The organism is Pseudomonas sp. LBUM1664, assembly GCF_059695895.1.
This window is the reverse complement of sequence record NZ_CP166791.1, coordinates 1,930,437-1,954,012: the sequence shown is the minus strand read 5'-3', so window position 1 is coordinate 1,954,012 and position 23,576 is coordinate 1,930,437. Positions and strand designations below refer to the sequence as shown.

Here is a 23,576-nt window from a genome sequence, read left to right as displayed (position 1 = left end):
GGACCAATTAAACACTACTGTTCGAAAGGACTGCGCCTTCGAATCAGAGGGAAGGTGAGTCCAGAAGCTTCTGCAGGTACTGACCATAGCCAGTCTTCTTCAGAGCATTGGCCTGAGCACCCAACTGCTCGGCAGTGATCCAGCCATTGTGGTAGGCAATCTCTTCCAGGCAAGCCACTTTCAGGCCTTGGCGCTGTTCGATGGTGTGCACAAAGTGACTGGCTTCCAACAATGAATCATGGGTACCCGTATCCAGCCAAGCGAAGCCACGGCCGAGCATTTCCACGTTGAGGGTCTTTTGCTCAAGGTACGCTAGGTTAACGTCTGTGATTTCCAGCTCGCCACGCGCCGATGGCTTGATATTCTTGGCAATCTCGACGACCTGATTGTCATAGAAGTACAGGCCAGTCACTGCGTAGCTGGATTTTGGTTTAAGCGGCTTTTCTTCGATGCTCAAGGCACGACCGGCAGCGTCGAACTCGACCACACCAAAGCGCTCGGGATCGGATACGTGATAACCGAATACGGTCGCGCCGAGCTCTTGAGTGCTGGCAGAGCGCAGGTTTTCCGTAAAGTGCTGACCGTAGAAGATATTGTCACCCAGGATCAGGCAGCAAGGGTCCTTGCCGATAAACTCTTCACCAATAATGAAAGCTTGGGCCAGACCGTCCGGGCTAGGTTGTTCAGCGTAGCTCAGCTTAATACCGTACAGGCTGCCGTCCCCCAACAACTTGCGAAAGCAGGGCAGATCTTCAGGGGTGGAGATAATCAGGATTTCACGCATGCCGGCGAGCATCAGCACCGACAGCGGATAGAAGATCATTGGCTTGTCGTAGATTGGCAGCATCTGTTTGGATACGCCAAGGGTCAACGGGTGCAGTCGTGTGCCCGAGCCGCCGGCGAGGATGATGCCTTTACGATTTGTCGTGGTCATTTATTCAGAACTTCCCTAAGCATTCGAGTTACGCCACTTTGCCAATCCGGCAAGTGTAGAGAAAAATTATCGCGCAGTTTCTGAGTGTTCAGTCGGGAATTCAGAGGACGGCGCGCCGGTGTTGGATAGTCGGCTGTGTCTATCGGATTAATTGAGGTAACGGCGAGTTCTTCGCCATTGGCCTTGGCAAAACCGATCACATGACTGGCGTAACCATGCCAGGACACCTCGCCAGCGGCCGCCAAATGATACAGGCCCGCCAGTTCAGGACGCCTCAAGACTTGCTGGATAACCAGAGCGGTCACATCGGCAATCAAATCTGCACCGGTCGGGGCGCCAATCTGGTCGGCGACGACACTCAAGGTGTCGCGATCCTTGGCCAGACACAGCATGCTCTTGGCAAAATTATCGCCGCGAGCACCGTATACCCAACTGGTGCGCAAGATCAGGTGCTTGCAACCCGAGGCAATGATCGCTTGCTCACCGATCAGTTTGCTGGCGCCGTAGTGATTCACCGGGGCGACAGCATCGGTCTCTTGCCAGGGTTTCAGGCCTTCGCCGCTGAAAACGTAGTCGGTCGAGTAGTGAATCAGCCAGGCATCCAGAGACACAGCCTCTTCAGCGATGACTTGGCAGGCTTGGCCATTCACACGGTCGGCCAGTTCGGCCTCGGGTTCAGCATTATCGACCGCAGTATAGGCCGCAGCGTTGACGATGACATCCGGCTTGACCTGTCGGATCGTCGCACGCAATCCGTCGAGGTCAGACAGGTCGCCCCTCAAACCATCGACCGGGTGACGATCCAGGGCGATCAACTCGCCAAGCGGCGCAAGGGAGCGTTGTAGCTCCCAGCCTACCTGGCCGTTTTTCCCCAGCAAGAGGATTTTCATACCGTGCCCGAACGACCCGCATAATTCTGGTCAATCCATTGCTGGTAGCTGCCGCTTCTCACGTGAGCCACCCACTCAGAGTTGTTCAGATACCATTCGACGGTCTTGCGGATACCGGTTTCAAAGGTTTCCTCAGGCGACCAGCCCAACTCGCGCTGGATTTTGCTGGCGTCGATGGCGTAACGCTGATCGTGGCCCGGACGATCCTGAACATAGGTAATCAGGCTGGCGTGCGGACGATGAGCGGAGTCTGGACGCAGTTCGTCGAGCAGTGCGCAAAGGGTATGCACTACTTCGATGTTCTGCTTCTCATTATGGCCGCCAATGTTGTAGGTCTCGCCGATGATGCCTTCTGTCACGACTTTGTAGAGCGCGCGGGCATGGTCTTCGACATAGAGCCAATCGCGAACCTGGTCACCCTTACCGTAGACGGGTAGAGGCTTGCCTTCCAGCACGTTGAGAATGATCAGCGGAATCAGCTTCTCTGGGAAATGGCACGGACCGTAGTTGTTCGAGCAGTTGGTGACCAGGGTCGGCAGACCATAAGTGCGGGCCCATGCGCGAACCAGGTGGTCGGAGCTGGCCTTGCTGGCCGAATACGGCGAGCTTGGCTGATAGGGCGTGGTTTCGGTGAAGAGGTCTTCCGGACCTTCGAGGTCTCCGTAGACTTCGTCGGTGGAGATATGGTGGAAGCGAAAGTTGCTTTTACGCACATCGTCCAGCGCAGCCCAGTAGTGGCGTGCAGCTTCCAGCAAGGTGTAGGTGCCGATGATGTTGGTCTGGATGAACTCAGACGGACCGGAGATCGAGCGATCAACGTGCGACTCTGCGGCCAGATGCATGATGGCATCTGGTTGATGCTCACGCAGCACTCGGTCGATCTGGTCGCGGTCGCAGATATCGACGCGCTCGAACACATAACGGGAGTTCAGGCTCACTTCGGCCAATGACTCCAGATTACCAGCGTAAGTAAGCTTATCGACGTTAACGACAGAGTCGGTGGTATTGGAAATGATATGGCGGATGACTGCCGAACCGATAAACCCGGCGCCGCCGGTTACTAGAATTTTCACTCGAAACCATACCCTTGAGTTGCTGACAGGGCCGCCAACAGAGCGCTGTCTAATCCATGAATGCAAAAACCACCTAAGTTAGCCGGGGCTTTCGACGGAAACCATCTGAACCGATACAGAAGTACCCCCTGATCGGGCAGGCGCAGTATTTTACAGCTTAGTGAGGGTTTTACTAATGGATATAGACAAACTGTAACGGAAATTCGACATGTTTCTTAAGGATGTCGCTCTCAGGCCAACCGCTTGCTTGACGCTTTGGACCTGCGCCCCAGGAACCAACCCAGAATCGGCCCGATTGCCATACCGATCAGCAGCGCCAGAACCATGAGCAGCGAGACTGGCAATTGTGGCCCCGCCCAGCCAAGGAACAGCAATGAAACCGATTGCTGATTCTCGAGAACAAACGCCAGGATCGCCAAAACAACCAAGAGGGCGAACACGGCAAGAAGCACGCGTTTTAGGTTACGCATGAGCGATCCCTTGACGTGAGACGACTGTCAAAACCCCTCCTCCTCGTCTTCGTTCACACGATCACGCAGCTCTTTACCTGGCTTGAAATGCGGAACGAATTTTCCATCGAGGCTGACGGACTGTCCGGTTTTTGGATTGCGACCAACACGCGGCGCGCGATAGTGCAGGGAGAAGCTGCCAAAGCCACGGATCTCAATACGATCGCCGGTAGCCAGACACTGCGACATCTGCTCAAGCATGGTCTTGATGGCCAACTCCACATCCTTGGATGAGAGCAGCCCTTGATGGGTGACAATTCGTTCGATCAACTCCGACTTCGTCATATTTTCCCCTTCTTTTTCAAGCAGCTAGGCCAGCGCTTCAAAGGTTTTAGCATGCTCTGAAGTTTTTGAACAGCTTGAGTCTTGACTTATTCCTGTGCAATTTCGTGACAGCGCGCCCGCGCATTCACTGAAGGACTAAGCCGACATCCTCCAGCATCGACAATACGATGCTTTGCGGAGCAGACATGCCAAAAAGCACTGCTCGCCAAGAGGTGGCAGGTGGGATTGCGCCTGAATGGAAAATCCTCTGCGCCGCCATGAAGGTCGCTCACTCCCGACCCTCCCGTACATCGGAAATAAAAACGATACATGTCAATTTGTTTCGTAAAATTTCATAAATTTGACAATTTATAACAAGCGAATTCGCCCTGCCTGCCTGCCTTTTCCCCGAAAATCTGTACCAGATCTGACACGCAACCCCCCTTTTTGGAAGACGAATCAGCCCCGGCCCGGGCAATCCAGCCAATGGCTTCAGGGGAAATATGTGTCTATTATCTGTTCCGCGTAGGAAGAATCTGCGCCCTAGGCTGGAATAACCTGCATGTAGCCTAGGAAAAGTTACCGATTACAGGTAGCGCGCGCTGACATCGCACCCCACGGTGTCTGGCGTCAAAAGTACGCATTAAATATTTGGCTTCTGACACATACGAACCTGCTTTGAGCATCAAAAACTGCCCCTACCGAAATACGAGCCATTGTCCATTTCCGCTCATTTGCTGAATGTCCGACATAACCCGCGCGCTATGGAGTGTTATGGCAGTTTTCCTGGAAGCGCTCTAACACGGGCGTTTCGCGGGAATTTTGACTGTCGCATGTGAAAAAGTTCCCTGTTGTTCAAATCGAGATACGGAGATCGCCTGTCGACCCCTTAGTTTCCTCCAGCTGGACTGGTCAGCGTGCCACAAAAAAATAGAGCTTGAGTATCGACGGTCATCGTCGGACGCAAAGCCATCCACCCAACATTTGCATAACACCCGATTGGTATGTACAGCGCCTTCAAGCTTTGGCCAAACCTACCTATAAGGATATTCCCATGTCGATTCAGCTGTTCGTCCCAAAATTCCGTATTGATGAATGCCTCGCCGCGATTCGCGAATGCCTCGAAAAAGGCTGGACCGGGCTAGGTTTCAAAACGGCTACCATGGAAGAGGAATGGAAAACCTACACCGGTTTGCCGCACGCTCACTTCCTGAGCTCCAATACAGTGGGCCTGCATTTGGCCATCGAGCTGTTCAAGACCAAGTTCGGCTGGGCCAATGATGACGAAGTTATCACCACCCCTCTGACATTCATCTCCACCAACCACGCCATTCTGTATGCCGGCATGAAGCCGGTGTTCGCGGACGTCGACGAATCCTTGTGCCTGGATCCGGAGAGCGTGGTAGAGCGTATTACCTCGAAGACCAAAGCGCTGATTTTTGTCGGTATTGGCGGCAACATCGGTCAATATCAGAAGATCGTTGAGATCTGCAAAGAGCGCGGTATCAAACTGATCCTCGATGCGGCCCACATGGCTGGCACTCGACTCAACGGCAAGCATGTCGGCCAAGAAGCAGACAGCGTTGTGTTCAGTTTCCAGGCGGTCAAAAACCTGCCGACCGCCGACTCCGGCATGATCTGCTTCAAGGATCAGCAAGACGATGAGCGCGTTCGCAAGCTGACCTGGCTGGGCATCAACAAGGACACCTTTGCACGTACCGCAGCACAAGGCGCCTACAAGTGGATGTATGACGTCGAAGAGCTGGGCTACAAGTATCACGGCAACTCGATCATGGCTGCGATGGGCCTGGTACAACTCAAGTACCTGGATCAGGACAACGCTTATCGCCGTCAGCTCGCTGCCTGGTACCGCCAGAACCTGGCTGGTCAAAACAAGATCAGCATCATTGACGTTACACCAGGTTGTGAATCGTCGACTCACTTGCTGCAGATCCGTGTCAAGGATCGCGATGCGTTGATGCTGGCTCTGAACGAACACCAGATTTATCCTGGCGTACACTACCGCGACAACACTGAGTACTCCCTGTACTCGTTCGGCGCCGGCACCTGCCCGAAAGCGGCAAAAGCCAGCCAGGAAATCCTGTCACTGCCGATGCACCTCGGGCTCACCCGCGCGGACGTCGATACTGTGTGCGAACTGCTGATCCGCTACGCAAAATGAAGCGCGCACTCCCCTCGTTTGGAGACGACGCATTGCGTCTTCGCTTAATCGAAGAGAGTGACCTGCATGAGACCTTGTCCTGGAGAAACCGGGACGAGGCTCGTGTCTGGTTCAAGACTTCGGCCCCGCTGACCTATGAGCAGCACTCCAACTGGTTCCACAAACACTACCAGCCCAAGGACAATGACTTTCTGTTTGTTGTCGAGGCGCAGGGCTCTTTGGTGGGGCAAGCATCTGTCTACGCAATCGACTGGCAGACGCGCTCGGCTGAAGTCGGCCGATTTCTAGCTGATCCCGATCACTCGGGGCGCGGCTATATCAGTCGTGCCTGCGCGGTGCTCCTGGATATCTGTTGGGACGCACTCGACTTGGAGTATGTGTTTCTCGAGGTTATCGAGAGCAACGACCGCGCAATCCGTCTTTACCTCAAGCATGGTTTTTGTGAAGAGCAACGTTACGAGGGACTGATTAGAATGGGCCTTCGAAAAGACCAGGCGGGAATTGAATGACGAGCGTCACAAGACTACTTATCGATAGCACCCGCGCACTGAAAATGTGGCGCGTGTGGACCTATCTGGGCGTGCAGGATATCAAGGCAAGGTTTCACCGGTCATTCTTCGGTCCCCTGTGGATCGTATTGACAACCGGCTTTTTTGTGACCGGTGTCGGCCTGATCTACGGACTGCTATTCGGTCAACCTGTGCATGAATTTCTGCCTTATCTGGCATGCGGTTTCGCGTTGTGGGCGTTTATCGTCGCGTCGATAACCGACGCCAGTGCGACCTTCATCAGGGCAGAGGGGTACATAAAGCAATTCTCCTATCCCAAGCAGATTTACCTGCTGAGAACCCTGATATCAAGCGTCATCGTGCTACTTATTGGCATTGCCGTGGTGATACCGGTCCAGCTGGTTTTCAATGAAATGGATGCTCTCGGCTGGTTGTACGCAATCCCTGGTTTGTTACTGCTGATGATGGCTGCCCTGGGGCATATCACAATCAGCGCCTACCTGGGTGCGCGGTTTCGAGATTTCCCCCATGCAATGGCCGTGATGCTGCAGATGATGTTTTTCATCACGCCGATCATGTTTCCGATAAAGATGTTGCATGAAAAAGGGCTTGGATTCATCTACCAACTCAATCCGCTTTATTACCTCATTGATGTGGTACGGCACCCTATCATTCAGGGTGAATTGGCGTTGCCGGAAAACTATATGTGGGCAGGCGTGTATGTCTTGTCCTGCTGGTTAGTGGCACTGCTCGTTGCCTTGAAACTCGATTCTCGCGTGGTTTTCCTCTTATGACTCATGCATCGCTTGTCCTGAAGAATGTCGACATTACCTTCGAAGGCGCATTGAGCAGTGAAGAAGGATTAAAGAGCTGGTTCAGGCGTAAATTGCTCAACCGCAACGCAGCGACTGCTACCAACTACCGTATTGCTGCGCTGCAAGGCATCAACCTGGAAATCAACCACGGGGAACGCGTCGGCCTGATAGGGCTCAATGGCGCGGGCAAGAGCACCTTACTCAAAGTCATGGCGGATATTTATCCTCCGACATCGGGAACGGTCTCGATCCAGGGCCACGTCTGCCCGATGTTCGAATTCGCCACCGGCTTCGAAATGAATCAGTCGGGTTGGGACAACATTCGTATTCGCGGGCTATTGCTGGGTATGTCTCCAGACGCGATCGAAGAGAAACTTCCCGAAATCGCCAAGTTCACCGAGTTGGGCGATTTCCTAGACTATCCGGTGCGTACCTATTCTTCCGGTATGTTCATTCGCCTGGCGTTCGCCGTCTCGACCAGCATCAACCCGGAAATCCTGCTGATCGATGAGGTCATGGGGGCCGGCGACATTTCCTTTGCGGAAAAAGCCAAGCGCCGGATGTTCGAATTTATGGAACAGGGGAAAATCCTGGTATTCACCACCCATAACTTCAATCTCCTGAATGACTTCTGTAGCAGGACGATATGGTTGCACAAAGGCCAGATAGTTGCTGATGGCCCTACCAATGAAATCGTCAAGCAATACAACGACGCGCACACTGCCAGCCTGTAATTCCAAGCCTGTAGCGTCAAAATACGCAAGGAAGAAAAATGGAAAGGACATCAACATTAAGGCATCCCCAATCATCACGTTTGTTCGCCGCAGCTCGGCGGCCTGCGCCAGCTTTTCCACCTCGCAGCTGATGACGAGGGTGGCCTTGCCAATTTCCATCGCTTTCGGCAAATTCGAAAACTGGTTTTATCAACAGAAAATTCGACCATTGGTTGATCGCTTTCTGTCCCGTAGCACCACGCCTCAACTCAAGCAGCCCTTGGAACAGCCATGAAATTTAGCGACTTTTCTACTGACCTGAAGATCCACGCCAGTACCAGGGCTCCGTCGAACCCCAAAGTTACCGTAATCCTGCCGACCTATTCCCGTGGACATGGCCCGCTGCAGGAATCCATCGATAGCGTGCTGGCCCAGAGCTATAGAAATTTCGAACTGATTATTGTCGATGATGGCTCCCGGGACGGCTCTGCAGCCGTACTGCAGGAATACCTGAAGAAAGACACGCGGATCATTGTTCATTCCTATCACAAAAACAGTGGCCTTCCGGCGTTACGGGTCAATCAGGCCGCGCTACGGGCAAAGGGCAAGTACATCGCCTATCAGTTCGATGATGACTTGTGGACGGAACACAGCCTGCAAGTACGCGTAGAGCGACTGGAAAAATGCAGCAAACCCACAGTGGTATATGCAAATGCCAGCGTTGATATTGTCCTTGCCGATGGAACGATAACCGCCAGAACGCTGGGTGGCCCTTTCAACTACGGTCTGTTGATGAATGGCAATTACATTGCCAACAACACCGTGATGCACCACAAAGCCTTGTTCGATATTGCCGGCATGTACGACTCGCACGTGATGATGCGCCGTTTCTCGGATTACGACTTGTGGCTGCGATTTGCCAAGCACGCCGACTTTATCTGGGTCGACGATGTCACCTCGCATGTGCGCGCCAACCTGGTCGACTCGCTGGGCAAGGAAATCCCGCTGTTCTTCACGCGATACAGAAAGAGTCTGTCCATACCGCGAGACCAACTGTTAAAACCGACGACCATCAACAACTATGACGTTATTGATCTCTCGCAGTTTTCCGACTCATTCACCGATACAGAAATCAACGAGTATCGCCGCTTGGAGGCTGTGCCCTTCCTGACGAAGTTCAACGACTATTGCAGCGATAGCGAGATGGCCGTGGCGGCAAGCGCCCGAGGCCGCAAGTTGCATCTGTTGACGGTCAAGCCTGACTATTCCACATCGGTCGATGTCACGATCAATAACTTCACATTGTTACCGGGTCAACGCGCAGTCACCAGCACATTTGTCAAAGAAAACGATCTGCCCACCATCGACTTGACCGGCATCGACGTGGCGGTGCTCTACCGCACTGTGGGTGCCCCGAGCAGTCAGTTCATCAATAGCCAAAAGGGCAAGACGCCCATGGCTTACTTGATGGACGACAATATGCTCCACTTCCATTCGGTTGGCCCGCAGCACAGTTTCCTGGCACCGGGTACGCCTGCTTATCAGCAGATTGTTCATCAAATCAAGACCGTGGATACCTGCATCGGCTACAGCGATGCGATCAATGAAGACTTGCGTGGGCTCAACAGCAAGACCGCGCGGCTCAACACCAATATCCATGCGCGATTCGTTCAGAAGCGCACGTACAATCGCGACAAACGCCTGAAAGTCGCCATTATGTCCGGGGCCGTGCGCGAAGATATTCTGCGAGAACTTTGGCAAGCGCTTTCAAACTTTGCCAGCCAATATTCGAAATCCGTAGAGTTCCACTTCTGGGGCCTGGACCCGGAGAAATTCGGCCCTCTGGATTGTCCCGTCTATTTCAAGCCGTTCACCCACGTTTACGAAGCCTACATTGGTGACCTGAGCAGAAGCAGCTTCGACGTGGCGCTGGTCCCTCTGGATTTCAGCACCCGAGCAGCCCGCAGCAAAAGTCCTGTGAAACTTTTGGAGTCGGTCGCTGCCGGCGCGATATGCATTTTTACCGACACCGTCCCCTATTCCGATATTCCTGACGCCTGCTGTATCAAGGTCGATAACACTGTCCAGGCATGGGAGCGAGCGCTGACCACCGCCTACACCATGGGCCAGCAAGAGCGTACTCAAATGCTCGAAAACGCTCGTAAATTAGTGCTGTCGCGGTACACCACCGAGTCGCAGTTCTACGACTTCCTGGCAACGTTCGAATCCGTTCGTTTGCATTCACGGCTGGGCGATAGAGCCATCGCCTATGCGTTTCACGAAACAGCCCTTGGTGGCGCAACGCTTCATTTGATAAGGCACGCGGGCCTGGTCGCATCCCTTGGTTTTCGCGTCGTGGGGGTCGTTCCCAAAGATGCAAACTACAGCGCCGCGTTCAAATCGCGTTGGGATGCTGCCACTGATGGAGCGAGCCTGATCGAAGAGTCCTGGCCTTCAGGCTACATTGACTCCCCAACGCCCCAGCGTCCATTCCAACCGCAGGATGAGTTGGCGGCGGATCATCTTGCCCGTCGCCTGGCACACGAAAGGATAGGCTTCCTGCATTTTACGACCTGGTCACCGACTATGAGTCTGCTGGCCAAACGCTTGGGCGTTCCGTGTACAGCAAGTGTCCACCAGCACTATGAAGGCGCCGCAAACTCCATCGTGCGCTTTGCCGATTCGATCCATTGCTCGTCGCTGACTCATGGATTCAAGTGGGCAAGCCTGTCCAAAAGTCCGGCCAGACGAATTGTATGCCCAGTGTCTTCCGATTATTTCGACGCGTTCGAGGTGAATCGGGAGCGGGTGGCAAACACTCAGCGCTCATTGCGCATACTCGTGTCTGGCACACTCCAGCCAAGAAAAAATCAGCTCGGTGCAATTCAGGCCGCGATACTGTTAAACGAAGCCGGATTCGATGTTTCACTAGACCTTATTGGTTATGACGTATTTCACGACCGGTACGTTGGTGAATGCACATCATTGATTGAAAGCAGTGGTTTGAAAGACAAATTCACGATCCATGGTTTTATCGACGATCCGAAGCCCTTTTATGACAACGCCGATCTGCTGCTGATATCGGCAACTGATGAATCAATGCCGCAAACCATGCTGCAAGCGATGGCCATGGGCATACCCGTGGTGTCGACGATCGTCGGCGGTGTGGGGGAGATTATCAAACATCGCTACAGTGGCTTTCTGTCCAAGGACGATAGCCCTGAAGCGATGGCCGCCGCGATTTCGCAATACATGCTGCTTACGCGAAACCAGCGTCTGGAGATCATCGACCGCGCGCAAAGATCCATGCTATTTCTCGCCCGGCCGACTTACGTTCGATCCGAGTTGGTGGATTTATACAATCAAGCGTTCGACGAGTTCTCCAAACATCAAGACGCTGTGCTGGCTTCAAAAATCGCGGAGCAAGCGCCATCGACGCCCTCGTATGAACATATGCTGCTCGAAACTCTTTTAACAACGCGCAGTCAGATCAGCCAAATGAGCAGAGCGCTGGATAAATGAAACTTGAGAATGAACCTGTAAGAATTGACCTGGGCTGTGGCAAACGCAAGCAGGAAGGGTTCCTCGGAATCGATCGCTTCCCCATGCCGGAAGTCGATATTTTGGCCGATATCGACAGCGTTCTGCCCTTGGAAGATGATTCGGTCGATATATTGTTTTCATCGCACGCCCTGGAACACACCAAGGATCTGATGTTCACGATGCGCGAGATCTATCGCGTGTGTAAGCACGGTGCGCAGGTATGCATCATCGCGCCCTACTACGAACAGAAGCTGAACGTCGCCAATCCTTACCACCTCATGGTTTTCAATGAGCACACGCCTCGCTTCTGGACGGACCATCCCGAGACACCGGTAGACGCGCTTGATTATGCCGACCCGGTACAACGTCCATGGGGCCTTTCAAAGTCGGACAACTCCAACCCTGGTCTCGATATTCGATTGATCAACGTTGAGTTTTTCTACTTCCCTGAATACCGTCATCTACCTCTCGAACAAAAGAGAAAGTTTCGTAACGAGCGATTCAACATATGTGAACAAATCATGTACCAGTTGATCGTTTGGAAAGGAGATGAATGTTCGCCTGACGCCAGTTTTGCGGATCACGTCAGCGCTTTCGTACCCTATGAACCTTATTACATCAGGCACCTCAAGATGCATGAGCAAGAAGAAATCATCCAAAAGTTCACTCAAACTGAAACAGCGCTTCGTCAGCGCATTGAAGACTTGAAACTGGAACTTGCCGAAAAAACGGTGCCCTCCCCGCCTCAGCCCGCTGTTCCTGATTTGGCCCTTGAGCGGCGAATCAGCGAGCTGACCGAAGACCGTATACAGACCGAACGCCTGCTTCATGAAGCAAGAACTGAAAACCATCAGCTTCGCTTGCAAGTAATGGGTTTGTTTGAAAGAACAGAACTGCTTAATAACCAGCTGCATGATATCAATATTAAACTGATGAAATCTGAGCAGCAGTATCAGCTGCTCAATGAGAAAGCGTTAAGCCTCAACGAGCAGAACATGCAGCTTCGCGACGAGGCTGTACAAGCGTCCGAGCGGTTTAACAAGCAGAGTATTCAGCTTCGCGATGAGGCCGCACAAGCGATCGAGCGACTTAACGAGCAGAATATGCAGCTTCACGATGAAGCCGCACAAGCGTCCGCCCAGTTTAACGACCTGCTGGAGCACCTGACTCAAGCTCAATCGCATACCGCAGAAGCCAATCAGGAAGTACTGGCCCTGGTAAGGAAAAACCAGGAACTGCGTGACAAGTTGGAAACCCTGGCGACAATCGATGCAAAAGTAGCCTTGCTCAAGGCCGAACTGCTAACTGCCAATGGCATCATCGATTGGTATCGCGCGAAGGAAGGCTCCTGGAAAAGCGAGCAGGATCGACTAAGCCAGGAGTTGTCGTCCGTTCGACAGATCTCGCAGATTCAATCGCCACTGGTGCAAGAGGTACAGCATCTGAAGTTGGCGCTGAGCAATGCGCAGAAACATGCGAACCACTCGCGCCATGAAGCCCTGCAGGTGATCGATAACCTTCAGACTGAAGTGAGCGGATATCGCGCCTCGCGCTCCTTGCAATTGGTCTCGCTGTACAAGAGCAAAGGCTCATTGTGGGATTCGATTTCACCGGCATTTGCGTCCCTCAGAAGTTTTACGGAGAAGCACCTTCTTAATACTTCTCGCCCTCTGCTGGCTTTGGGTGATGATTTGAGAAACATCCCGTATCGGGAATACCTGATGCCGATCAAACAAGACAAACTTTGCGGCGTAACGCTGGCCATCCGTCCGCTGATGCGCGGAGTCCAGGGACTGATCGGCATTGAAATCGTCTCCAGCGCCAAGGAAGTCGTCGCACAGGTCGTCCTGCCGCTGGCCAGCGTCAACCCGGATGAACCTACCCATTTCGAGCTGCCGGTACCGACCGCACTTGAGCAGAACTGGTACCTGCGTATTTTCGTGAAGGACTCTGACGTCCCCGTTGGTCTTTATGAAGTCAGCGAGTACTCCATGATTAGGAAGCGCTACAAATACTTCCCTTTTGCTGCACTACAGTAATGGTTAAAGGTCGCAGCTTGAAGCCGCAAATAGACATCCTGTTGGTCATTGAAGGGGAGATAGCCACGACTCATTTGATTGAGCATATGCTGTCTGCCTGCCAGCCTTACGGGATTGTTTACCGTAAAATATTTCTCTCCGCGCTGACACCTTCGGATATTCGCAAGACTACTATTCCGCTTTTTGTGCGCAGCGGTGATCCGTCCCTGCGGCTTTGGATTGACAGGCTGCACAACGCCCATCACCCGTACATCTATTACATTGACGATAATTTCTGGAAAATCGAAGGCGACTCACCCATTGCCCGGTATTACCAGCATCCGCTCATCCGTCACACCCTGGAAGCCGCCGTTTCCGGGGCTTACCGGGTGTTGACCAACTCTGACTTGTTGGCGGAATTCCTTTATCAGTTCAATGAAAAAATCGAAGTACTGCCGTCATTTTTCGAGTTCTCACTGTTGAAGCCCGTGCAGGCCAACGCCCATGGAGAGCTGCGCATAGGTTTTGCAGGGAGCCCTTCCAGGGTCCACGATCTGGATATCATCAAACCGGTCATTCAACCCATTCTTGATGCCTATCCGCAGGTGGTTTTCGAGTTCATCGGTGCAACGCTGACAGACGTTGCACCGAATAGCCGCATCCGCAGCTTCCCGCACAACACGGATTACGAAGGTTTCATCCACTTCAAACAGGAACGACAGTGGTCGATCGGCCTGGCGCCCTTGATCGACAACTATTCGAACCGCTGCAAAACAAACAACAAATACCGTGAATATTCCGCCTGTGGAATCGCCGGAATTTATTCGGATATGCCGCCGTATCGGCGTTCAATCATCGACGGCGAAACCGGGTTGCTGACCAAACACACGCCTGAGGCATGGTTTTCAGCCATCAGTCGGCTGATTTCCGATCAGGTGTTGCGAGACAAAATTGCGGCCAATGCCCATGAAGACGTCTTCAAGAAACACAGTGTCGAACGAGTGGCGACGATCTGGTCCGAGCATTTCACTCAGGTGCAGCGGCACATGAAGCGCACCAGGATCAAACCGTTCAGGATCAACAAGCTGAGATCCTACGTCATCACCCGCTTTCTTAAATTTGAGTCACTCTGGGTGCGTACCTCTACCGTCTATGCCGAAGGCGGGATACGCTTACTCGCCACCAAGCTCGTCAACCGCATCAAATTTCGCCTTGGCATGCAATAAACCTTTTTAAGAAAGCCTCTCGATAGTGGCTCCCCATATTTATCAGGATCGTAAATTATGAGAGTTACAATTTTCGGCACCGGTTATGTCGGCCTTGTCACCGGCGCCTGTCTTGCGGATGCCGGCCATGAAGTGATGTGCGTCGATATCGACAACGCCAAAATCGAAGGCCTGAAGCGCGGTATTGTCCCGATTTATGAGCCAGGGCTAGACGCACTGATCGAGCAGAACCAGCAGCAGGGGCGATTGCACTTTACGACGAACTCGTACGAAGGCGTCGACTTCAGTGATTTGCAGATCATTGCTGTGGGAACACCACCCAACGAGGATGGCTCGGCAGATCTGCAACACGTCCTGGCCGTTGCCCGTACCATCGGCCAGCACATGAGCAATCGCAAGATCATCGTCAACAAATCGACCGTTCCGGTGGGAACCGCCGATAAGGTAACGCAGGCGATCAAGCAAACCCTGCAAGCCAGGCAGGTTGAGCTTGAGTTCGCTGTGTGCTCCAACCCGGAGTTCCTTAAAGAAGGTTCTGCAATCGAAGACTTCTCCAAAGCTGCGCGCATCATCGTCGGCACCGACTCCGAAGAGGTCAGGACGGTCATGCGCGAATGTTACGTCCCGTACAGTCGTAATCGCGACAAATTGATTTTCATGGACGTGCGTTCCGCCGAACTGACCAAATACGCAGCCAATGCGATGCTCGCGACAAAGATCAGTTTCATGAACGAAATCGCGCAAATGGCAGAGCGTTTAGGAGCAGATATTGAAGACGTCAGGCTGGGTATCGGTTCAGATCCGCGAATCGGTTTCCAGTTCATCTACCCGGGTTGCGGTTATGGCGGCTCGTGCTTTCCCAAAGACGTTCAGGCACTGGCTCGCACTGCGCAGGAAATCGGCTATGAAGCCGAATTGCTCAACGCCGTGGAATCGGTGAACAACCGGCAAAAGAATGTACTGTTCCAAAAGCTCTCCAATGCTTTCGACCATGACTTGGCCAACAAAACCATTGCAGTTTGGGGGCTTTCCTTCAAACCCAATACGGATGATATGCGCGCAGCCCCAAGCCGCAATCTGATTGAAGCCATCTGGGCGGCGGGCGGCAAAGTTCAGGCGTTCGATCCTGCCGCAATGGATGAAACATCCCGCATTTACGGTGAGCGCAGCGACCTCAAACTGGTGAGCAATCGTGAGCAGGCGCTGGAAGGCGCCGATGCGCTGGTAATCTGTACGGAATGGAAGCAGTTCCGTACCGTGAACTTCAAATGGCTCAAGACCTGCCTTAATTTTCCGGTGCTGATCGACGGACGTAACTTGTTCGATCCGGCCGCCGCCAAAGAAGCCGGGTTCATGTATTACGCCATAGGTCGCGGTGACGCGCTCATGCCGGTGCCGCAAAAGGAAGGAACTCTGCTGTGAAGGTACTCGTGACGGGCGCAGCCGGGTTTATCGGCTTCCATGTCAGTCAGTCGCTGCTTGCCCGCGGCGATGAAGTGGTCGGCATCGATAATTTGAATGACTACTATGAAGTCTCCCTCAAAGAAGCCCGACTCGCTCTGCTGACTCCGCACCAGGCCTTTCGCTTCATACGCATGGATATTGGCGACCGTAATGCGATGGCGGCTCTTTTTGCCGAAGAAGGTTTCGACAAGGTCGTCCATCTTGCTGCACAAGCAGGCGTTCGCTATTCGCTGGAAAATCCCCACGCGTATGCCGACAGTAACCTTGTAGGCTTTTTGAATGTGCTTGAAGGCTGTCGCCATGGCCAAATCAAGCATCTGGTCTATGCCTCGTCCAGCTCTGTCTATGGAGCAAACGAGAGTATGCCGTTCTCCGTACACGACAACGTCGATCATCCCGTATCGCTTTACGCCGCGACCAAAAAAGCCAATGAGCTGATGGCCCATTCCTATAGTCATCTCTATGGATTGCCGACCACGGGGTTGCGCTTTTTCACGGTATACGGACCTTGGGGAAGACCGGACATGTCCCCGTTCCTGTTTGTCAGGGCAATTCTTGAGGGCAAACCGTTAAAGATTTTCAACTACGGAAAACACCGTCGCGACTTTACGTATATCGACGACATTGTCGAAGGCGTAGTGCAGGTTCTCGACCAGGTTGCAGCGCCCAATACCCAATGGTCGGGACTGACGCCTGATCCTGCATCCAGTCGAGCCCCATGGAAGATCTACAACATTGGGAATAGCCAACCTGTCGAATTGCTCACCTACATCAGTCATATCGAAGATGCCCTGGGCAAAACCACTCACAAGGAGCTATTGCCGTTGCAGCCAGGGGACGTTGAAGATACTTACGCGGATGTCGACCAGCTGAAGGCTGATACCGGCTACGCCCCCAGCACGTCAATAGAAAGCGGTATTCATCAGTTCGTGAGTTGGTACAAGGACTTCTACAACATCACGGACTGAGGAGCTCGGGGACTCCCCTGCCGCCCCATCAGTTGCAACGTCCAGTCCCGGGATAGGTTTACAACCTGTTCAGGACTGGACACAGGCAGCGCAAATATCCCCCGCTATCGACACATGACCAACATCGTACGGGTCAGATAACCCGCCGGATTAAACCCGAAAGGGTATTGGTCTTCATCTTTCGCGTCGTCGGATCGGGTAATCACCTTGTAGCCCGCCCCCTTGCACTCTCTCACAGCCCGCTTGCGACACTTCTCCCAGCCTGAACCCAACCCTGAGCAGTCGATCTCGATGCCGCTGACGCCACGCACTGCGTGGGTCTTGGCGCTTGTGGTACAACCCGCCAGTGCCAGCAAGGCCAATACAAGGAAAAGTCTGTTCATTCATATCCTTTAGGCAAGAGGTGCGGCCGATAACTTACTTCAAGCCCAAGCCTACCCTTTAAATAGGCAATCGATCTGCTTAACAAAGAAGACAGTTTGGTTAAGCTATGGTTTCACAGCGAATACGTGCTGCCGTCGATAGCTCCGCCCACTGAGGGAGGGAAACGCAGTAAATCGCAGGCACAAAAAAGGGCGACCGAAGTCGCCCTTTTTCTATGGTCTGACAGAACTTAGTTCTGTTTTTCCATTTGTGCACGCAACAGGTCGCCCAGAGTGGTAGGACCAGCAGCGATGTTATCCGAAGCAGCTGGCTTGTCGCGCAGGCTCTGGATAGCTTCTTTCTCGTCTTCAACGTCTTTCGACTTGATCGAGAGCTGGATTACGCGGCTCTTGCGGTCAACGCTGATGATCTTGGCTTCTACTTCTTCGCCTTCTTTCAGAACGTTGCGCGCGTCTTCAACGCGGTCACGGCTGATTTCGGAGGCTTTCAGAGTCGCTTCGATATCGTCGGCCAGAGTGATGATGGCGCCTTTAGCGTCAACTTCTTTCACGATGCCCTTAACGATTGCGCCTTTGTCGTTCTCTTGAACGTACTCGGAGAACGGATCGCTTTCCAGTTGCTTGATACCCAGGGAGATGCGCTCGCGCTCTGGGTCAACCGACAGGATAACGGTGTCCAGCTCGTCGCCCTTCTTGAAACGGCGTACGGCTTCTTCGCCCACTTCGTTCCAGGAGATGTCGGACAGGTGAACCAGGCCGTCGATGCCGCCGTCCAGACCAATGAAGATACCGAAATCGGTGATCGACTTGATGGTGCCGGAGATTTTATCGCCCTTGTTGAACTGGCCAGAGAAATCTTCCCATGGGTTAGATTTGCACTGCTTGATGCCCAGGGAGATACGACGACGCTCTTCGTCGATGTCCAGAACCATAACTTCCACTTCGTCGCCGACTTGTACGACTTTCGAAGGGTGGATGTTTTTGTTGGTCCAGTCCATTTCGGAAACGTGTACCAGGCCTTCAACGCCTTCTTCCAGCTCAGCGAAGCAGCCGTAGTCGGTGAGGTTGGTAACACGAGCGGTGACGCGGGTGCTTTCTGGGTAACGGGCTTTGATAGCAACCCATGGATCTTCGCCCAGTTGCTTGAGGCCCAGGGAAACACGATTGCGCTCGCGATCGTACTTCAGAACCTTGACATCGATCTCGTCGCCAACGTTGACGATTTCCGAAGGATGCTTGATACGCTTCCAGGCCATGTCGGTGATGTGCAGCAGGCCATCGACGCCACCCAGATCGACGAATGCGCCGTAATCGGTGAGGTTCTTGACGATACCTTTGACCTGTTGGCCTTCCTGCAGCGATTCCAGCAGAGCTTCACGCTCGGCGGAGTTCTCGGCTTCCAGGACACTGCGACGGGAAACGACAACGTTGTTGCGCTTCTGGTCCAGCTTGATGACCTTGAATTCCAGCTCTTTGCCTTCCAGGTGCGTGGTGTCGCGCACTGGACGGACGTCAACCAGGGAACCTGGCAGGAACGCACGGATGCCGTTAACGTCGACAGTGAAGCCGCCTTTAACCTTACCGTTGATAACGCCCTTGACCACTTCCTCAGCTGCGAAAGCCGCTTCCAGAACGATCCAGCATTCAGCGCGCTTGGCTTTTTCACGGGACAGCTTGGTTTCACCAAAGCCATCTTCAACCGAGTCCAGCGCAACGTGAACTTCGTCACCGACGTTGATGTTCAGTTCGCCAGCGTCGTTGTAGAACTGCTCAAGCGGGATGAGTGCTTCAGACTTCAGACCAGCGTGAACGGTTACCCAACGAGCTTGGTAATCGATATCAACGATAACACCGGTGATGATGGAGCCTGCCTGAAGGTTCAGGGTTTTCAGGCTTTCTTCAAAGAGTTCCGCAAAGCTTTCGCTCATTTTAATTCCTGTTGATTAGGGCGAAGAATACGCCCGCCTCCACACCCCAGACGGTGTGGGTTAGTTTCATATAAAAGAAGCGCCGCAGGACTATGACTGGTCCCCTGCGCAGCTTCCTGGTCACCCGGCGATATCGCGAATGGCGATCTCGCTCATGATGCGTTGCAACACCTGATCGATGGACAACTCCGTGGAATCCAGCTGTATCGCGTCAGCCGCCGGCTTGAGCGGGGCTACTGCGCGCTGGGTATCACGCTCATCGCGTGTACGGATCTCATCTAGCAGACTCGACAGACTAACATCCTCGCCTTTGCCCTTCAACTGCAAATATCGGCGGCGAGCCCGCTCCTCCGCGCTGGCGGTGAGAAAGATCTTCAGTGGCGCATCGGGAAACACCACCGTGCCCATGTCGCGACCATCGGCCACCAGCCCCGGCGGCTCCTGAAATGCCCGCTGACGCTGGAGCAACGCCTCGCGCACCGCTGGCAGCGCGGCAACCTGGGAAGCCCCGGCGCCAACACTTTCGGTGCGGATGACATCGCTGACTTCGTCACCTTCGAGAATGATGCGCTGCAGCTGACCGTCGGTCGCCGCAATGAATTGTACGTCCAAGTGCGCGGCCAGCGCCTTGAGCAGCTCTTCGTTGGTCAGATCGACGCCATGATTGGCGGCGGCGAACGCCAGCAAACGATACAAGGCGCCGGAATCAAGCAGGTTCCAGCCCAGTTGCTTGGCCAGAATCCCGGCGACGGTGCCCTTGCCCGAGCCGCTCGGGCCATCGATGGTGATGACCGGTGCCTTGATGTTCACGACTGTGCCTCTTGTGCTACTCGAATACCGACCTGCGCGCACAGCGCGAGGAAGTTCGGGAACGACGTCGCGACGTTGGCGCAATCATGGATGCGAATCGGCGCACTGGCGCGCAAAGACGCAACACTGAAGGCCATGGCGATGCGGTGGTCACCGTGGCCATGGACTTCACCGCCGCCGATCTGGCCGCCGTCGATGATGATGCCGTCCGGCGTCGGCTGGCATTTGACGCCCAGCGCCAACAGGCCGTCCGCCATCACCTGGATGCGGTCCGACTCCTTGACCCGCAGCTCTTCGGCGCCAGTCAACACGGTGCGTCCCTCTGCACATGCAGCGGCCACGAACAGCACCGGGAACTCGTCGATGGCCAGCGGAACCAGCGCCTCGGGAATGTCGATACCCTTGAGCTTAGCCGCTCGTACGCGCAGGTCTGCCACCGGCTCGCCGCCCACTTCACGCTGGTTTTCCAAGGTGATATCAGCGCCCATCAGACGCAGGATGTCGATCACGCCGGTACGGGTCGGGTTGATGCCGACATGCTCGAGCACCAGGTCGGAGCCTTCGGCGATCGACGCGGCCACCAGGAAGAACGCCGAGGATGAGATATCACCCGGCACTTCGATGTGGGTCGCGGTCAATTTACTGCCGGACTCGACGGCGGCCGTCGCGCCATTGACCGTGACCGGGTAGCCGAAGCCGCGCAGCATGCGCTCGGTGTGGTCACGGGTCGGGGCCGGCTCGGTGACAGTGGTCTTGCCTTCGGCATAGAGGCCGGCCAGCAGCAGGCAGGATTTCACCTGGGCGCTGGCCATTGGCATGGTGTAAGTCAGGCCCTTGAGCTTGTTACCACCGCGAATGACCATCGGCGGGCGACCGTCGGCGGCGGTCTCGATGACCGCGCCCATTTCCCGCAGCGGGGTGGCCACGCGATTCATCGGGCGCTTGGACAGCGACGCGTCACCGGTCAGGGTGCTGTCGAAGTCTTGGGCGGCCAGCAGGCCGGACAACAGGCGCATCGAGGTGCCGGAGTTGCCCAGGTAGATCGGGCCCGGGGCGGGTTTGAGGCCGTGCAGGCCGACGCCATGGATGGTCACGCGACCGTGGTGCGGGCCTTCGATGACCACCCCCATGTCGCGAAACGCTTGCAGCGTCGCCAGGGCGTCTTCGCCCTCAAGGAAACCTTCCACCTCGGTCACGCCTTCGGCCAAAGAGCCGAGCATGATCGAGCGGTGGGAAATCGATTTATCGCCCGGTACACGAATACGCCCACTCAGGGAGCCACCAGGTTGTGCCAGGAAAATCAGATCGTTGGAGTTCATAGCGTCCACATAGGCCCGACGGGCCAGGATTTTACTGAAATGCTCGCGGGCAACCCTGGCGCGCGTGAAAACGCCCAGCAATTGGTGCCCGTCCCCTGCATCGACCGCGTCGCGCAAGGCGTCGAGGTCGCTGCGAAATGTATCGAGTGTGCGCAGGACAGCTTCGCGGTTGGCGAGGAAGATGTCGTGCCACATGACCGGGTCGCTACCGGCGATTCTCGTGAAATCGCGGAAACCGCCGGCAGCGTAACGGAAGATCTCAAGATTTTCATTGCGTTTGGCCAATGAATCCACCAAGCCGAACGCCAACAGGTGTGGCAAATGGCTGGTGGCGGCCAATACTTCATCGTGACGCTCGACCTGCATGTGCTCGACATCGGCGCCCAGTTCGCGCCACAGACGGTCCACCACCGCCAGCGCAGCGGGGTCGGTCTGCTCCAGCGGCGTCAATATCACTTTGTGGCGACGAAACAGTTCGGCGTTGGAGGCTTCCACCCCGCTCTGCTCGGAGCCGGCAATCGGATGACCGGGCACAAAGCGCGCCGGCATTCCACCAAAAGCCTGGACGGCCGCGCGCACGACATTGCCCTTGGCACTGCCGACATCCGTGAGAATCGCTTGCCCCAAGTTCATGGTCGCCAGGCGCGCCAGCAGTTTTTCCATGGCCAGGATCGGCACCGCCAGTTGGATCACGTCCGCGCCCTGGCAAGCGATAGCCAGGTCATCTTCGCAGCGATCCACCACGCCCAGCTCCACCGCCAGCTTGCGCGACTGCGGATCCAGATCGATGCCAACCACCTCACGACACAGACCGCTTTCGCGCAGGCCCTTGGCAAACGAACCACCGATCAGTCCCAGGCCGACCACCACCAGGCGACCGATCATAGGCGCGGCAGGTTGCAGCGAAGTGACATCAACCACGAGCCAGAACCTTGCTCAACGCCTCCAGGAAACGGCTGTTTTCCGATGGCAGACCAATGGTGATGCGCAGGTGGTTCGGCATGCCGTAATTAGCCACTGGACGCACGATCATGCCTTCGCGCAGCAAGCCCTGGAACACCGGCGCCGCGACACGCCCGATGTCGACGCAGATGAAATTGCCTTTCGACGGGATCCAGCCCAGGCCCAACTCACGGAACCCGGCTTCCAGCTGCTGCATGCCGGCCTCGTTCAAGCGACGACTTTCAGCCAGGTAGGCGTCATCCTGCAACGCGGCGCAGGCGGCGGCCAGGGCGAAGCTGTTGACATTGAACGGCTGACGCACGCGGTTCAGCACATCGGCCACCACGGCGCTGGACAAGCCGTAACCGACCCGCAGCGACGCCAGGCCATAGGCCTTGGAGAAGGTGCGCGAAACCAGCAGGTTTGGATAGGCTGCGAGGAAGTCCAGGCCATCGGGCAAGTCGCTGCCTTCGGCGTACTCGATGTACGCCTCGTCCAGCACCACCAGCACGTGCGCAGGCACGTCCTGCAGGAAGTCGTCCAGCGCCTGGGCGCCGAACCAGGTGCCGGTCGGGTTGTTCGGGTTGGCGATAAAGACCACGCGGGTGTTGGCGTCGATGGCGGCCAACATGGCCGGTAGATCGTGCCCCCAGTCCTTGGCCGGGACCACACGGGCGTCGGCTCCGACGGCCTGAGTGGCGATCGGGTAGACCGCAAACGCGTGTTCGCTGAACACGGCGTTGAGGCCCGGCGCCAGGTAGGCACGCGCCACCAACTCGAGAATGTCGTTGGAGCCGTTGCCCAGGGTGACCTGGCTCAGCTCGACGCCACAGCGCTCGGCCAGCAAGCTCTTGAGCGCAAAACCGTTGCCGTCGGGATAACGGGTCAGCTCTGCCAACTCATCACGAATCGCCGCCAGCGCCTTGGGGCTCGCACCCAGCGGGTTTTCATTGCTCGCCAGCTTGACGATGCTGGCCGGGTCCAGGTCCAGCTCACGGGCCAGTTCGTCCACGGGCTTGCCCGGAACGTAAGGCGAGAGTTGTTGCACGCCCGGCTGTGCCAGAGCGAGGAAGTTGCCACTCATTT

At 55.0% G+C, this 23,576-nt stretch carries 20 protein-coding genes; 10 read left to right on the top strand and 10 right to left on the bottom strand.

Going from position 1 to position 23,576, the window contains the following annotated elements:
* Positions 1-43: 43 nt before the first annotated feature.
* The 5 genes from rfbA to ihfB form a co-directional block, all read right to left on the bottom strand.
* Positions 44-934, bottom strand: a complete 891-nt coding sequence (rfbA, locus tag ACA047_RS09285; RefSeq protein WP_497358641.1) for a glucose-1-phosphate thymidylyltransferase RfbA — start codon at positions 932-934, stop codon at positions 44-46.
* Entirely contained in the window at positions 931-1,824 is an 894-nt protein-coding gene (rfbD, locus tag ACA047_RS09280) for a dTDP-4-dehydrorhamnose reductase (RefSeq protein ID WP_497358639.1), read from the bottom strand. The genes rfbA and rfbD overlap by 4 nt, the downstream gene beginning before the upstream one ends.
* Entirely contained in the window at positions 1,821-2,897 is a 1,077-nt protein-coding gene (gene rfbB / locus ACA047_RS09275) for a dTDP-glucose 4,6-dehydratase (protein WP_497358637.1), read from the bottom strand. Before rfbB ends, rfbD begins: the two co-directional genes overlap by 4 nt.
* A gap of 230 nt (positions 2,898-3,127) precedes the next feature.
* Positions 3,128-3,367, bottom strand: a complete 240-nt coding sequence (locus tag ACA047_RS09270) for a lipopolysaccharide assembly protein LapA domain-containing protein (protein ID WP_497358635.1) — start codon at positions 3,365-3,367, stop codon at positions 3,128-3,130.
* Between the two features lie 27 nt (positions 3,368-3,394).
* Positions 3,395-3,691, bottom strand: coding sequence for an integration host factor subunit beta (gene ihfB / locus ACA047_RS09265; protein WP_002554561.1), 297 nt, complete (start codon positions 3,689-3,691; stop codon positions 3,395-3,397).
* 1,033 nt (positions 3,692-4,724) lie between these two features.
* On the opposite strand from ihfB, the gene ACA047_RS09260 reads away from it, so the two are divergent.
* From ACA047_RS09260 to ACA047_RS09215, 10 genes are read left to right on the top strand one after another with little or no spacing between them, the layout of a single operon-like run.
* A complete protein-coding gene (locus ACA047_RS09260; protein WP_497358632.1) occupies positions 4,725-5,852 on the top strand; it encodes a DegT/DnrJ/EryC1/StrS family aminotransferase in 1,128 nt (375 codons plus the stop codon).
* Positions 5,853-5,884: 32 nt separating this feature from the next.
* Entirely contained in the window at positions 5,885-6,361 is a 477-nt protein-coding gene (locus ACA047_RS09255; RefSeq protein WP_497358630.1) for a GNAT family N-acetyltransferase, read from the top strand.
* Positions 6,358-7,155, top strand: a complete 798-nt coding sequence (locus tag ACA047_RS09250) for an ABC transporter permease (RefSeq protein ID WP_497358628.1) — start codon at positions 6,358-6,360, stop codon at positions 7,153-7,155. Before ACA047_RS09255 ends, ACA047_RS09250 begins: the two co-directional genes overlap by 4 nt.
* The gene (locus ACA047_RS09245; RefSeq protein ID WP_497358626.1) at positions 7,152-7,910 is read left to right on the top strand and encodes an ABC transporter ATP-binding protein; all 759 of its coding nucleotides are present in this window, start codon (positions 7,152-7,154) and stop codon (positions 7,908-7,910) included. The genes ACA047_RS09250 and ACA047_RS09245 overlap by 4 nt, the downstream gene beginning before the upstream one ends.
* Positions 7,864-8,184: a hypothetical protein gene (locus ACA047_RS09240; protein ID WP_497358624.1), complete on the top strand. Its 321-nt coding sequence runs from the start codon at positions 7,864-7,866 to the stop codon at positions 8,182-8,184. Before ACA047_RS09245 ends, ACA047_RS09240 begins: the two co-directional genes overlap by 47 nt.
* The gene (locus ACA047_RS09235; RefSeq protein ID WP_497358622.1) at positions 8,181-11,411 is read left to right on the top strand and encodes a glycosyltransferase; all 3,231 of its coding nucleotides are present in this window, start codon (positions 8,181-8,183) and stop codon (positions 11,409-11,411) included. The genes ACA047_RS09240 and ACA047_RS09235 overlap by 4 nt, the downstream gene beginning before the upstream one ends.
* Positions 11,408-13,471 (top strand): class I SAM-dependent methyltransferase, encoded by a 2,064-nt coding sequence (locus tag ACA047_RS09230; RefSeq protein ID WP_497358620.1) that lies wholly within the window; start codon positions 11,408-11,410, stop codon positions 13,469-13,471. Before ACA047_RS09235 ends, ACA047_RS09230 begins: the two co-directional genes overlap by 4 nt.
* Before the next feature lie 17 nt (positions 13,472-13,488).
* The gene (locus ACA047_RS09225; protein ID WP_497358618.1) at positions 13,489-14,676 is read left to right on the top strand and encodes a glycosyltransferase; all 1,188 of its coding nucleotides are present in this window, start codon (positions 13,489-13,491) and stop codon (positions 14,674-14,676) included.
* 57 nt (positions 14,677-14,733) lie between these two features.
* Positions 14,734-16,098, top strand: a complete 1,365-nt coding sequence (locus ACA047_RS09220; RefSeq protein ID WP_497358616.1) for a UDP-glucose dehydrogenase family protein — start codon at positions 14,734-14,736, stop codon at positions 16,096-16,098.
* Positions 16,095-17,108 carry an NAD-dependent epimerase gene (locus ACA047_RS09215; protein WP_497358614.1) on the top strand — a complete coding sequence of 338 codons (1,014 nt, stop codon included), beginning with the start codon at positions 16,095-16,097 and terminating at the stop codon, positions 17,106-17,108. Before ACA047_RS09220 ends, ACA047_RS09215 begins: the two co-directional genes overlap by 4 nt.
* A 104-nt stretch (positions 17,109-17,212) precedes the next feature.
* On the opposite strand, the gene ACA047_RS09210 is transcribed toward ACA047_RS09215, so the two are convergent.
* The 5 genes from ACA047_RS09210 to hisC form a co-directional block, all read right to left on the bottom strand.
* Complete coding sequence (locus ACA047_RS09210; RefSeq protein WP_497358612.1) at positions 17,213-17,491, bottom strand: hypothetical protein; 279 nt, start codon at positions 17,489-17,491, stop codon at positions 17,213-17,215.
* A 230-nt stretch (positions 17,492-17,721) separates the two neighbouring features.
* On the bottom strand, positions 17,722-19,419 hold the full coding sequence (gene rpsA, locus ACA047_RS09205; RefSeq protein ID WP_497358610.1) for a 30S ribosomal protein S1: 1,698 nt from the start codon (positions 19,417-19,419) through the stop codon (positions 17,722-17,724).
* A gap of 120 nt (positions 19,420-19,539) precedes the next feature.
* Positions 19,540-20,229 (bottom strand): (d)CMP kinase, encoded by a 690-nt coding sequence (gene cmk, locus ACA047_RS09200; RefSeq protein WP_497358608.1) that lies wholly within the window; start codon positions 20,227-20,229, stop codon positions 19,540-19,542.
* Entirely contained in the window at positions 20,226-22,433 is a 2,208-nt protein-coding gene (locus tag ACA047_RS09195; protein ID WP_497360277.1) for a bifunctional prephenate dehydrogenase/3-phosphoshikimate 1-carboxyvinyltransferase, read from the bottom strand. Before ACA047_RS09195 ends, cmk begins: the two co-directional genes overlap by 4 nt.
* Positions 22,434-22,461: 28 nt before the next feature.
* On the bottom strand, positions 22,462-23,574 hold the full coding sequence (gene hisC / locus ACA047_RS09190; protein WP_497358606.1) for a histidinol-phosphate transaminase: 1,113 nt from the start codon (positions 23,572-23,574) through the stop codon (positions 22,462-22,464).
* Between the last annotated feature and the right edge of the window lie 2 nt (positions 23,575-23,576).